We start from the raw sequence: 13,121 nt of genomic DNA, 5'->3' as shown, positions 1-13,121 counted from the left end.
TCGTTTTTATCGTTATGAAGAAGCTTAATCATATCTTGAAAAAATGATACCAGGCACCATAAATAGACAACTGTCTTTTTACGGTGCCACCGACTTTGAAATACTACTTGGAAAACATCCTATTCCCTAAATGCGTTTTTTTATCAACTATGTTATATCCATTTGGAAAGTATAGGCATATGATATAGAGATTTTAAAGGAAAGGGGCTCCAAAAAAACAATGATGAATTTTTAATCAAACAGGTATGAGATCACATCATGGCGGTGGCGGTCATGCATCAGGCGGCCATGGTGGTAACGCTAATTGGCACCAACATGGCGGCGGAAATCCAAATTGGGGACACGGTGGAAACTGGCATCATCAAGGTGGATATTATCCAGGAGGAGGATTTGCATTAGGTACTCTTACAGGATTAGCTCTTGGCGCAGCGGCAACACCAGCTCCTTACCCAGTACCTACTCCTTACCCATATTCGTATCCTTATCCATCCCCATATCCGTATCCATATATAACTCCTTATTATCCAGGATACTGACGGAGACAACTCGTTAAAGAATTTAAAACACTCCATGAAAAAGCGGGTACCCAACAATATGGGTACCTGCTCCCTTTATTCAACCAAACGAATCCTTTGATTTTAGTATCGACAGTCCGAATAAAGTTGGAGATAAAGTGATACAAAGTCTGGTTATCTTGATGATAATATAGTTAGAAAATTTTATAAAATATTGTTGAATATCCCTTTTAAATATTCAACGGCCTTTTTCAAAAATTAAATATTATCCTTCTTTACGGTAGTGGTACGATATAACTTAGTAGGTATACAATCCACAAAAACAGTATCTAATCACTTTTATTTTTGGTAAAACCGCCGTGCTTTAGCTCGGTTACCGCAATCGGCCATTGAACACCAACGTCGGCTCCGGTTCCGACTCGTATCAAAGAATAACCATCCACAAGAGTCTCCCTCACATTGTTTGACTCGTTCCAAGTCGTTTTTAGAAACGAGTAAATCAACAGCAGATTGTAAAATTGGGGGGAGCATAGTGTCCAAGTTTTCCTCGTTATACATGAACTTCAACGTGTAATGATCCTTTTCTTGGATTACAAGCAAAGTTTGATAGAAGTGGCTTACAAAATCATTGAAACTTTTTAGGTCTAGCGGATGTGGCGATGTCCCCTTTGAAATGGACTTGAAGATTCGATACATGACCTCCCGCATTTCGATAGACTGTTTTAGAACTTCTCCAGCTTCAGACTGTTTCTCCTGCGCCTTTAAAAGAAGGGCTTTAGCTTGTTGTTCGGTCAAGACTTCAGCATGGATGCACCAGTCGACCAATTTGGCGTAACTGGTAAACCAATCCCGCCTTTTCTCCGTACTTTCTCGCCAACTAACAGTATTGATAAAATCCATACACAAACGTTCTCCGACCATCATATAAGTGTTCATTTCCGACATAATCAAAGCTCCTTTACTATAACCATCATAATGCATATTGACGGTTATAATCAACTCAGTTATAATTTAACCATCAAAAGTAGTTTTGATGGTTAAACACTAATTCAGGAGGTACTAAGATGGACAATCCGATGTTGGTAGCTGTTAGAACATTGTTGAAAGAAACATATGATGGGCCTAAAGAAAACGCAAGCTGGTACACAGAAGCGAAACCTGGTAGTGGTTTATTCGGAACACTTGAAAAGATATCGGCAGAAGATGCTTCAATAGCTATCAATGGTACAACAATCGCCGCACAAACAGATCATACCCGCTATTATTTATGGGTTGCGAATTCCTACTTAAATGGGGAAGAACCCAATAAGGACTGGGGAGCATCATGGAAAATCACAAACGTTGATAAAATCACATGGGCTCAATTTACTGACGAACTTCAACAAGAATACACAATACTGTTAAAAAAGATTGATTCACTTGACTCCTTAGATGAACAGACATCGAATGGTTTGTTGGGGGCGCTCGCTCACTCTGCCTACCATCTGGGATCAATACGACAGATGATCAAATCGATCAAAGTCCCAAACCAAACATAAGTTACTAATAAAGTTCCAAGGAATCACTCCTTGGAGCTTTCAGATTTGAGTTATTTTTCTTACAAAGAATGCTGTATTAATATTGGAGAATTTTTTTGTTATTTAACTCCGAATCCTATGCAACGATCACACTCGTTAATTTAATTGCATTGTTTTACAAATTCGTGCGTTTTGCACGTGTCTACCTTGTTTTCCAAAGAGACACATAAGTATTCCAGCAAAGGATAAATCCGAACAATGATACGAAGATGCTAATGAAAGTTCCGTATGTTTGGTTTTTTATTCGTTTTTTAAAGGATGTTTCCATGAAGTTTAGTGCGATTACCCGCAGCCGGAATATACTTCGCTTTCCGTGGGGCTCGCGCTGAGCCGCTTCAGCTTCGCCTGCAGGGTCTCAGGCTGTCTCGCTAATCCCAAAGGAGTCTTCGTGTATTCCGGCTACTCTGTTTTCCCCAATAATTATGTTTCCTCTTGTAAAAAGCATGCGAAAGCTGCCGCTATTTACTAGCTAGATTAGAAATTGTTCGTCTTTACAGCGTATCTATTTAGTTATGTCTTATTCTCTTTATTTTTTTCTTAATTGCATTGCCTAATTTCTATTTCTTATCTTTTAGTTCTAAAAGTATAGGTGCTATATTTAGTAAGATAGAAACAATTGTCAAAAACCATAATGCTCTTTCCATACCAGGTACTACATCCATTAAAGCTGCCCAATCTTCCACTTCTACCCACGACGATACAAGACTGTATTCTGCACAAAGAGTTAAAGCTGTAAATGATAATCCCACCGCCATAGCAAGCTTATAATCCTTTCCTGCTTTATACATATAAAGATTAATAAAAGTTGTTACTATTGCAATAACCCTAAATATTATCCACATAACTATACCTCCATATATTTTTATTTATTTCGTATAATAAATAACACTGATTCTAACTTGCCTTTTTTCTTCCATAAGCAAAATTTTTCTATTATTACAGGAATCCTAACCTATAGCAACATAAGAAAAGTGCTTCCTCATTTAAGAAAACACCCGATAGTTTAATATGTATTTACTAATAATTGATAAAAGAAACATTTAGAAGCTCATTCAGTCTTCTTTATCTCCCAAGACATATCCCTCGCTCGCGAAGAAAAGGCACTTTTTCTTTTACTTTTTTAAAGTAACATAATTTTATCATTCCTTAAATTATCTACTATTAATATATTGTTCATCATTGTTTACTATTTAACACATGTTAATGTAGCTGATTTATTTAAAAAGAACGGTCGAAGATAAGCCACCAAATTGGAAAGTGGGATAACGTGTTTCGGTAGATTAATTCCTAACTCATGCTGTATATAATATCTTCGCTTTTCGATTCGTCCCCATAAATGTGGATATTCATTATTAATCTGGTTTCTAAGCTCCTCATCTGCCAACGCTATACACTCTTCTGCACTTACTCCCCCATAACCAGTTATAGATGGGATTATATCTATTTGAAAAACCATCCCGCTTTTTAGAGTCTCTTTTGAACTTGGATAAATTGGCGAGGACATCCATTCTTCATCAGCAACAAGATGCCCAGGATTCAAATGCCAATGATACTCTTCTTTTGGATATACTTCCTCAATCATTTTGTAAAACTCGCCACCGTACATTCCAATGCGAATATTCTCTAGCCAAAAAACCACCGTCTTAAAGTAAGGAATTGCTACCTTCTCAAGATAATCACGTTGATTATCAGGCAATTGTTCCGCACTTTCAACCACGAATCCAGCTCGACTGGATAATCCTCCTTTGTAACCGGTAGTAAGAGAAAGAGTATCTCCTAATTTTAGTTGCTTACTAGTGGGATATAAATTTGCCTTTTCAAATCTTACACCAGTTGCAGCAATTGTAACTACATTATTTGTCTGACCTTCAGCATTTAGCAAATTGCCAAGATAGCTTTCTTTCACACCGATTTCAACAGCATTCATAGCTTTAAGCATACTAGTTGAAGACAGGTTGGCTCCGTACTCATAGTGAGCAATCTCGTTCGCATTATTAATCGTTCGTGCACCCTTACCGCCACCAATAAATAAATACGCTGCATTTACAATTTCTGCTTCTATAGTACATATATTACGAACAGCCTCAACAATAAAATGAGGGATATCAAATATTGCTGAATTATCATATTGAGTAGAGGTAAACATTTTCCAGCCAATAAGCCCAATTTTTTTATCATTTGAAAAATCTATTTCACATAAGATGGAATCCAGACTCTTCTCATTTTCCATAGGTTGATTTGGTAATGAAAATAGTGGATAGTGATAAAGTTCTCCTTGAAGGCGTGCATATTTTGACATTTTTAAGTTTTCATTGCCGAGAATAAAAGATGCTTGTCCTGTTTTCTTTAGTACGAACAGCCCTTCTTCAAATCTAGGAATAAAACCAGTTAAGTATTCAAAATTACTTCCATGTTCTTTATCAGCATAAATAACTAGAGAATCGAAATTATCTTCTTTCATTAAGTCCAGTACTTTTTTCGCTCTTTGTTCCATCGTTGCTTCAGTTAGGTATACAGGTTCAACATCGTTAAATGTATACGGTAATTGAACCTCTTTAAGTATTATTTTTTTATCGTAATTCATGGATGAGTCTCCTTTATTATTAGTCCAGCTATAAGATAGCTGCAATAGTGGTTTCTTCCTTTTTTACCTTTCCAATTGCTGGTTTATTAATTGGAATTGGTTGTTATATAAGAGTACAGCCTTAGGTCAATTGTAAAACAAGATGGACTATATTATAAAGTGATTTTAAAATAGTGTCAGGCACCATAAAAAGACAACTGTCTTTTTACGGTACCTGACACCAATATCCTTCGTTGCCACTCAATTTGAATAATCACAAATGGGCGGAGTTTCGCAAAACAAAATCAGGTATCAAGCTTCATTTGCGCCTTGTTTACGCAGAAAAAGGCTGTTCCTATCCTGATAATGCGGTGCTGACAAGTGCGAAAGAACACGATCGTGGCCAGCTAGAGGTACTCGTTGACGACAAAGAATGCATGTACGTTTTTGATCGTGGTTACTTAGATTATGAGCGATTTGACCCAATGTCATCAAGTTAAGAAACCAGTAATTACCAGTGGTAAACCAAAATTGATGTTTATAATATTCTGATAACTAAAAAAGCCAATAGGATGCCCGGGAAGTGCCTATTTAATTTTTTTGGCATTTCCCTGATTTTCCTATTTGTTCGTTTTGTTAGATAGCTGGTCGTTGTCCAAATCCATGTTTATTCGCATTTAGCCCTCTGGAACGTTTAAATTTCCTTCCAGGTCTAATTGGGACTCTATTTCGCTGAACTTCGTTCAGTAGGTCTTTATACATCTTTTTTCTTCGCCTTTGACTTGGTTCAATGATTAAACAAATGAGCTTATCTTTTAGTGCGCCAATTAAAATATTGGTGTTAGTTTTATATTTGTGCTTTAAGTCTTTATCCTTCTGATCCTCGGCGATGATCACATCTGACTCATGCTTTAGTAGGGAAGCCATGTTGCTTAAAAATAAAGCAGCATAAAACTCTTGTTCAATCGTCTGTTTTGTTTCGCCTGAGAATCTTTCAATCTGTATTTTGTTTTTTAAGACATCGTATTTTGTTTCGATTGACCATCGTTTAAAGTACAACTCTTTAAAAGCCGGAATATCAAAAGACTCATCTAATATATTCGTTATAAGTAATTCATCTTCTCCAGAGCCTAATGGGATACGGACCGCACGCAAACGCATGACGTTGCTTTTATACTTGAGTTCAATGACCTGATCAGGGATCCCTTCTTTTATAGCGGCTCGGTAAAAATTAACTGGCGTTCTAACAACAAAATTCACTTTATTCTTCAAAAGATAGTGAAAGAAATATTGAGATGGATACCCACGGTCAAAAAGAAAAAGGTCGTGGTTAGAACGCAGTTCTAGGAAACTATCAATTAATTCTATCGCTACTGTGCGCTCGCTATCTGTACATTTTGTGATTATCCCCTTTACAAATAAATCATTTCCGATATCATAAATAGTAGATACCATGGCTCTGGCAAGTTCCTTGCCATTGCCCTTTGATGCGCCGAAGGTATCTCTTAGCCTTTGGGAATTGGCTATTTCTATGATAGACGCATCAATCGCATATAACCGGAAGCCCTTATATTTAAAGGAGTTATTTGTCTGATAAAACCACGTCGTAATGGTGTCAAATAACGTCTTGAAGGCTTCTGGTTTTATTTTTTTTCGCGCTTGTGAAAATCCCTGTTTACTTATAATTTCTCCTTCTTTTTTAATCAACTCAAAAAAGTCATTCAACTCAATCTGCAAGCTTCTCGTTACTAGATTTAGCACAAACAAAATTGTTTCTGGGAAAGTCAATTTGCCTCCTTTACGTGTAAAGTAGGTTGATTTCATGCGGGAATCGCACATGAAATGGAAATCGTACAATACCTCCCTACATACTTCAATCGCTTCTAAAAACTTGCTTTTTTTCAACAAAAAAACCCCATTTCGTACGAGATATACCAAGAACTGGTATTCACGCTGATTATGGAGGTGTTTCTGAAAAGTCAAGGGGTTTTTTCAATTTTATACAACAATTTTATGAATCTTTTTTAATATTTACATATTTTTACAATTTAGGTTTATGACATTGCGATTTGACCGCATGACCGATGATGGCTATTTCTTCGTCTCACGCTTGCGAAAAAATGCGGTCATTCGTGTCGTAGAGCCATTTAAACTGCCAATCGATTCAACTGTATTGTCGGATGAAATGATTCTGATCGGCACCACACAAAATCGTGCAGAAAATATCTTTCGCCTCATCAAAGTGCTCGATTCAAAAGGTAACGAACTGCATCTAATTACGAATCGATTTGATTTAAGCGCCGATGATATCGCTGAATTGTACAAATCGCGCTGGGCAATCGAGTTATTTTTCAAATGGTTGAAGCAGCACCTGAACATCAAAAAGTTCTACGCGCAGAGCGAACAAGGCGTACATAATCAAGTGTATATCGCAATGATTGTATATTGCCTAAATGTACTGGCACAGCTGAACACGAACAGTTCAAGGACGTACTTACAAATTAGTCGCTTACTCAAAGCGGCACCATGGAAATCCGCTCATTTATGGCTACGAAAAATCGTAGGGAAAACCGTGCCCTAAAGAATTTCACAGGTCTGTTGCACTCGTCAAAGGTTATAGTAAAAAAATGGATGTTAACTACCTCTATTCAAATGTCTTTGTTTTTCTTCTCATGAGTAAAAACAAGAAAGCAGAAAATTCAGTCAAATTTTATGCAACACTAGTGATAAATGATATATTCATAAACAGGAGTGACGGAGAGATAGAAGAGAAAGATTGTCCTAAATGGGATAGCAATCAAATAACAAAAGGGATTATTCGGTCAGCTAACACAGTAGTCCATATGTTTTCTAACAATAATCCAAGAAGTCATTCGTCACCAATATCTTTCTACTACTGCTCGAATTGTGGATACGTATTAGGCTTATTTGTTGAAAATCCTCATATTCTTGAAGAGTAAGATATATTACAAATGGTTGAGAAGTTCCTTTATTAAGGTTACTAAAGGGAAGGTTAGTTTAATAAGAAATTTAAGGAGATTGTAGATGTGTTTTACATAACTTTAAGGTCCTTAAACTATTTAATCAATAATATTGCATAATTTAGCATAATGTTTAAAGAAATAATGACGATGAGGTGAAATATGAAAGCGGAGCTATATACATGTCCTTGTTGCGGATATAAAATCTTTGACAGAACTTAACTCATGGGAGATATGTGTTGTATGTAGGTGGGAAGATGATGGATTGCAAACTCTTGAACCAGATTTTGCTGGTGGAGCAAATGAAGAATCCTTAAAAGAAGCCCAAAGGAACTTTAGAGAAATTGGCATTTGTTCAAAAAAATTGTTGGATGAGAGAAATATTTCTGCTGCATCAAGATTTGAGAGAGATAGCAGTTTTAAACCCTTAGATGATAATTAATTATGTTGGCTCTTCTCTTATTGAACAAATTGGCCAAAAGAGTTGAACCTGCTTGTTGTTCTCATTCTCACTTTTTTCTTATCATATCACACCCACTATGAACACGATTTTTGCCATACTAATCGTATTCGGGGTGTGCAAAAAAGAGATCTCCAATTTGTGAGATCTCTTGATCCTATAGGCTTTATCCCGCCTATTTCGATACCGGTGGTCGGGGTCGAACCGACACTCCAGAAGGAACACGATTTTGAGTCGTGCTTGAACGTCTGAACCCTTTAACCATTGGTATTATGCTATTTATCAACCATTTCTTAAAATCATGTCATACGACCTGTCAATTTATGTTCCTATTATATCATAACGTGTTAGAAAAAACGCACGTTAAAATACTGTTAATAAAGAGTATTTTCTCATGTTTCATACGGTGGTGTTTTTAACACTGATTGCAGGAGTGGAAGTGCTATAACGCTTTAATAAAACCCACTTGCTTTATTTGGTTATAAGCACCCCGATGGCTCCTTGAATTGCTTCGTGTTTGAAATACTTGAGTAACGTTATATATGTTTTTTGTGTTTGTATATAAGGTTAATCAAAAATTCCAAAACCCTATAAATTGCTTTTACTTTCTTCTTCGTCTAAAACATCCTGAATGGTTTTAAGCGATTCTTTGTAGTTAGTAGCATATGTTTTACCGAATTTTTCTTGTTTAATTCCATCATTTAATAATTCATCTATAAGAATGGAATCATAAGCTGTTAATGTTCCTTTTAAAACATCTGACTTCTTTTTACCTCCAAGTAATTTATGGAGTTTATGATTGTCTTTAACTCTAACAATATCATTAAAGAATGAATTTTCTCTTGCCACGGCTTTTTGGTAAGCAAATGCTAAATGTTCCTTTTTGAAATCAGTTACAAGTGAATCTTTCATATAGTTCTGAATCTCTTTATCTGTTGCAATTAAATCAATGTAAACAGCATCATACACATATTCATAACCAAATGACTGGAGAAAGTTATATTCATCTTCTTTATAAGCAACAACAGCAGGACTTTTAGGCTTATATCTAATGTCTGTGATTGTTACTTCATGTTTACCACGTAACTTCCTTTTCATCATGTCAATCTTATTAACTTCAATATATGTAATTGGATTATGGATTTCACGACCAAATTTATCAAGACTAACAGCATTCACAACATCCATATGTCTAATGATTCCCTTTTCCTTCATATCGTTTAATACCGATTCAACATTTCTTATGATTCTTTGAGATTCTTTACTAACATTATCCCAAAATACTGCGAATCCTTGTTTTTTATACTTTGCATCTAAATTCTTGTAATAGTTCTTTTGTTCTTCAGCAGTTACCATATTAGATGAGGAGAATAATACATCTGACATAATCTCTAAATCATGTGCTAATACTCTATAAGTTGTAGAAGGTTTTCTATTTTTCTCATTCAAGTGAATTAAGATTAAATTTTGAATGATTTCCTTATATGGCATCTGCTCTCTATTACCACAATTAGAATAGTTGTAAATTTCTTTATCATTTAGGACTTCATGTCTTTCTTTACCACAAGTAATAATTTTATCAACTCCCCGACCTTTAACGGTTATTGAATCAAGTTCATAGAATTTACTTGCTTTTTTAATAACACTATCTAATGTTCTTTTATTGACATTTCCTTTTCCTTTAACTAATGATTCTCTTTGTTTAACATCTCCAAATTCATTAATAAACTCTGCTAGCGTAAATTGTTTCATTAAAAATTCTCCTTTAAATTTTTCAAACTGTGCAGACTTTGGGTATTAATATTAAGTTGTATATACTAATCAAAGTTTGCACTGTTTTTGATTTCCAAAAACATTAACCAACATCTAAGTATTTCCAGCGACTTTGGTACTTGGTCGCAACAATGCGAAATCTGCGACAGCAGTTTTGTATTGCTGGTCAAAGTACATAACCAACTATTTATTATGTATGTATATTTTTCAAATTGCCCTTTTACTTTAAAACATTCCCTCACCTCCAAAAAAATTAAACAGATTGATTCTAAAAACTTCAATCTGTCAACTATTTATTCTTTTATTATAGCATTTTTTTGTGCATTTGTCGAATTTTTATCTTACGATACTATTGACTTAAACCAATAAATATGATAATAAGAAAAATCGCTCTATTAAGGACATTTTTTAATTTAGCCATTTTTATAAGACCCGATCCAAAAGTATGTCATTAGAGCGATTTTTGTTTGTTCTTTGATAAAACAACACTTTTATTAAAAAGTTTTTAACTTGCATCATATTCTTCTATCATCTTGTACAACGTTGTTCTGCTAACTCCTAATTCATTGGCAAACTGTGTTTTGTTGATTTTACGTGCCATGTATTTCTCATATAATTCCTTGAATTTCTCGTCTATTTCAATTGCCTTTCTTCCCTTGTACTTGCCATTTGCTTTTGCGATTGCAATTCCTTCACGTTGGCGTTCCAGCATATTCATTCTTTCAAATTCATTTATTGCCCCTAACATTGTAAGCATTAGTTTTCCCTGTGGCGTTGAAGTATCAATATTTTCTTTTAGAGAAATCAAAGTAACATTCTTTTCTTGCATTAACTCCACTAATTCAAGTAAATCCTTTGTACTCCTAGCAAGCCGTGAAAAGTCATTAATGATAATGGTATCCCCTTCACGCATATAGTCTAGCATGGCTTGTAATTGTGGTCTTTTCGTATCTTTTCCACTTACTTTCTCAATAAACCATTTGTCAATACTGGCTCTTTCTTCAATTGCTTTTACCTGTCTTTGTTCATTTTGTTCGACTGTTGATACCCTGACATAACTTATAAATTTTCCTTTGCTCATTTTGAACGCCCCTTATTTGTTGTTATGTATATTTTACCAATATGTTCATTTAAAGTCTATAACTTAATGTACATTTTGTCCAAAAATTACATAAATAACTTTATTTGAACATAAATAAGGAGCAATAAATTTGTTCATTTAGGTCATGGTCTATTTTAACAAGTATAAAAACCTACATATCTTTGATAAAAAGAAAAGACCACAATGTGGTCAATGATTATCGTATATTCAGGTCAAATACCCTTAGCAAAAAATTGGTTAGTAATCTTAATCATTTCATTAGGTTTTTCCAAAACAGTCCAATGTCCACACTCTGCAATTTCCACTAATTCTGCATGAGGAATATAATCTAACAACAATTTTTTTATAAGATTAGGAGTTAGAATATCATGGCTACCTTGTGCAATTAAAATGGGAATATTTTTAATCACATCTAATTGCTCGGTAAGGTCATAATTATCCAAAATATCTTTACTTATTGAATCATTGACGCTTGTATTTATAGAAATTTTATCTTTTTGCATTAATGCTTCTTCTGAATACACATAATATTTATCTAAAATAGCGAGAATCTCCTCAATATTTGAATCACCGTTTTTAAGTCTATTCTCTAAAGAAGAAAGGCTTATTTTATCTTCTTTTGACAACCTTTTTTCTAATTCTTCCTCAAAGGTTTTAAAACCTTCTGCTGTTACACCTATTGATGCAGTAAGGAGTATCTTATTTACTCTTTCTGGATAAGAAGTTGCGTATAGTAGTGCCAACATAGAACCCCATGATTCTCCGAAAAGGTTTATTTTCTCTAATTTTAATTCTTTGCGTAATAATTCCAATGTGTGAACTTCATCTTCCATAGAATATTGATTATTTAAGGCTGTATTTGATTCTCCACATCCTCTTTGGTCATAAAAAACTAACTTAAAGTTACAAGATAGTGGAAGCACATGTGGAAGAAAAAAGCGATGCTCACTTCCAGGTCCTCCGTGCAAGAAAACAATAGGTTCTCCTTCCCCAATAATTTTGGTATGTACACTTTGACCATCTTCATTAATTAAGTTTACTATCTCAATATTTTGATTAGACATTTATTTCCCCCCTAAAGAAGTTCATCATTTACTTATTCTTCAATATTAATTTTTTTCCTTCCTTCACTCTACATTCTTACTTTTAGATTGACTAAGGGTGAAAACGTTCTGTGTTTATCCATTACATCATCACTAAACAGATTGACATATACTCGTACCATTTCCATACTCGTATGTCCTAATATTTGTTGTAATTCAAATATGCCTGCACCATTCTTTACGCTCAATTTTGCAAATGTATGCCTAAAAGTATGGCAGGAGCATCGAACCCCTTTTATATCTGCTTGTTTCCCGTAAAATGTCACCCTGTTCTGGAATTGCCTTTTAGACATCTTGTCACCATCAAGCGTAACAAACAAAGCATCTGTTTCCATTACTCCACGTATTTGAATATACTTCTGTAATTGATTTTTCATTTTTGCTTGAATAGGCACGATCCGCTCTTTATATGTCTTTGTATTCCTAATATGAAGTTTAGATTCGTTCCATAAAATATCTTGAACACATACACCTTCTAATTCGCTCACACGGATGCCTGTTTCAAGCAGTAATAGCATAAAAGTGTAATCCCTCACACCAACAAAAGAACGCAAATTCGGCTGATTAAAGAGCATTTGTAGTTGTTCATGTGAAAAGGTTTCAACTACTTTTCTACGGTCTTTTAGTAGTTTGATGTCACTTAATGGATTTTCTTTAATGTGTCGTTCACGATGCAAAAAATTAAAAAATGCTCTGATGGCTCTTAAACGTGTGTTAATGCTTACTGTTTGTAATCCTTTTTCTTTCATGTGCAGGATTATACTTTTTATTTGTTCTTTCGTTATGTTGGTAGGAGCAGGGTTAAACTCTTTTTCCATAAGCATCTTGTAAAAAACCGATAATTCATTTCTGTAATATTGGATTGTTTGTGGTCTAAGATTTCTTATTTCACAATCATCAACAAATAATGAAAGAGCCGTTTGGAAATCAATCTCCTTTATCATTTTTGATGTGTTAATAACGGATAATTCCTCAATAGATAACTCGTTTGTACGCCTTGCCATATTAATTCCTCCTTGTTTATGACAGGGTATGCACACGATTTTA

Annotated in this window: 12 protein-coding genes and 2 pseudogenes; 6 read left to right on the top strand and 8 right to left on the bottom strand. The window is 34.7% G+C overall.

Features of this window, described 5'->3' with window-relative positions:
- Positions 1-245 precede the first annotated feature (245 nt).
- Positions 246-536 (top strand): hypothetical protein, encoded by a 291-nt coding sequence (locus tag NKG37_RS11460; RefSeq protein WP_254416231.1) that lies wholly within the window; start codon positions 246-248, stop codon positions 534-536.
- A gap of 318 nt (positions 537-854) precedes the next feature.
- On the opposite strand, the gene NKG37_RS11455 is transcribed toward NKG37_RS11460, so the two are convergent.
- Positions 855-1,460, bottom strand: coding sequence for a CGNR zinc finger domain-containing protein (locus NKG37_RS11455; RefSeq protein ID WP_016204120.1), 606 nt, complete (start codon positions 1,458-1,460; stop codon positions 855-857).
- A 119-nt stretch (positions 1,461-1,579) separates the two neighbouring features.
- Here NKG37_RS11455 and NKG37_RS11450 point away from each other — a divergent pair, with 119 nt between their 5' ends.
- Positions 1,580-2,053, top strand: coding sequence for a hypothetical protein (locus tag NKG37_RS11450; RefSeq protein ID WP_254416230.1), 474 nt, complete (start codon positions 1,580-1,582; stop codon positions 2,051-2,053).
- Between the two features lie 596 nt (positions 2,054-2,649).
- Here NKG37_RS11450 and NKG37_RS11445 read toward each other — a convergent pair.
- Both NKG37_RS11445 and NKG37_RS11440 read right to left on the bottom strand, forming a co-directional pair.
- Positions 2,650-2,934, bottom strand: a complete 285-nt coding sequence (locus NKG37_RS11445) for a hypothetical protein (RefSeq protein ID WP_254416229.1) — start codon at positions 2,932-2,934, stop codon at positions 2,650-2,652.
- 344 nt (positions 2,935-3,278) lie between these two features.
- Positions 3,279-4,676, bottom strand: a complete 1,398-nt coding sequence (locus NKG37_RS11440; protein ID WP_254416228.1) for a M24 family metallopeptidase — start codon at positions 4,674-4,676, stop codon at positions 3,279-3,281.
- A gap of 230 nt (positions 4,677-4,906) precedes the next feature.
- On the opposite strand from NKG37_RS11440, the pseudogene NKG37_RS11435 reads away from it, so the two are divergent.
- Positions 4,907-5,146: pseudogene (locus tag NKG37_RS11435) on the top strand (IS4 family transposase); the annotation flags it as partial.
- Between the two features lie 145 nt (positions 5,147-5,291).
- Here NKG37_RS11435 and NKG37_RS11430 read toward each other — a convergent pair.
- Positions 5,292-6,479, bottom strand: a complete 1,188-nt coding sequence (locus tag NKG37_RS11430; RefSeq protein ID WP_254414795.1) for an IS4 family transposase — start codon at positions 6,477-6,479, stop codon at positions 5,292-5,294.
- A gap of 241 nt (positions 6,480-6,720) precedes the next feature.
- On the opposite strand from NKG37_RS11430, the pseudogene NKG37_RS11425 reads away from it, so the two are divergent.
- The 3 genes and pseudogenes from NKG37_RS11425 to NKG37_RS11415 form a co-directional block, all read left to right on the top strand.
- Positions 6,721-7,236: pseudogene (locus NKG37_RS11425) on the top strand (IS4 family transposase); the annotation flags it as partial.
- A 91-nt stretch (positions 7,237-7,327) separates the two neighbouring features.
- Positions 7,328-7,615 carry an acetyltransferase gene (locus NKG37_RS11420; protein WP_254416227.1) on the top strand — a complete coding sequence of 96 codons (288 nt, stop codon included), beginning with the start codon at positions 7,328-7,330 and terminating at the stop codon, positions 7,613-7,615.
- Positions 7,616-7,901: 286 nt separating this feature from the next.
- A complete protein-coding gene (locus NKG37_RS11415) occupies positions 7,902-8,078 on the top strand; it encodes a CPCC family cysteine-rich protein (RefSeq protein WP_254416226.1) in 177 nt (58 codons plus the stop codon).
- A gap of 606 nt (positions 8,079-8,684) precedes the next feature.
- Here NKG37_RS11415 and NKG37_RS11410 read toward each other — a convergent pair.
- From NKG37_RS11410 to NKG37_RS11395, 4 genes are all read right to left on the bottom strand, one after another.
- Complete coding sequence (locus tag NKG37_RS11410) at positions 8,685-9,848, bottom strand: hypothetical protein (protein ID WP_098799369.1); 1,164 nt, start codon at positions 9,846-9,848, stop codon at positions 8,685-8,687.
- 526 nt (positions 9,849-10,374) lie between these two features.
- The gene (locus NKG37_RS11405; protein WP_098799370.1) at positions 10,375-10,950 is read right to left on the bottom strand and encodes a recombinase family protein; all 576 of its coding nucleotides are present in this window, start codon (positions 10,948-10,950) and stop codon (positions 10,375-10,377) included.
- Positions 10,951-11,183: 233 nt separating this feature from the next.
- Positions 11,184-12,035 carry an alpha/beta fold hydrolase gene (locus NKG37_RS11400; protein ID WP_098799371.1) on the bottom strand — a complete coding sequence of 284 codons (852 nt, stop codon included), beginning with the start codon at positions 12,033-12,035 and terminating at the stop codon, positions 11,184-11,186.
- Between the two features lie 68 nt (positions 12,036-12,103).
- Positions 12,104-13,078 (bottom strand): tyrosine-type recombinase/integrase, encoded by a 975-nt coding sequence (locus NKG37_RS11395; protein WP_098799372.1) that lies wholly within the window; start codon positions 13,076-13,078, stop codon positions 12,104-12,106.
- Positions 13,079-13,121: the final 43 nt, after the last annotated feature.

This window comes from Niallia sp. RD1 (assembly GCF_024219955.1).
Taxonomy (GTDB): domain Bacteria; phylum Bacillota; class Bacilli; order Bacillales; family Cytobacillaceae; genus Niallia; species Niallia alba.
This window is presented reverse-complemented; position numbering and strand designations above follow the sequence as displayed.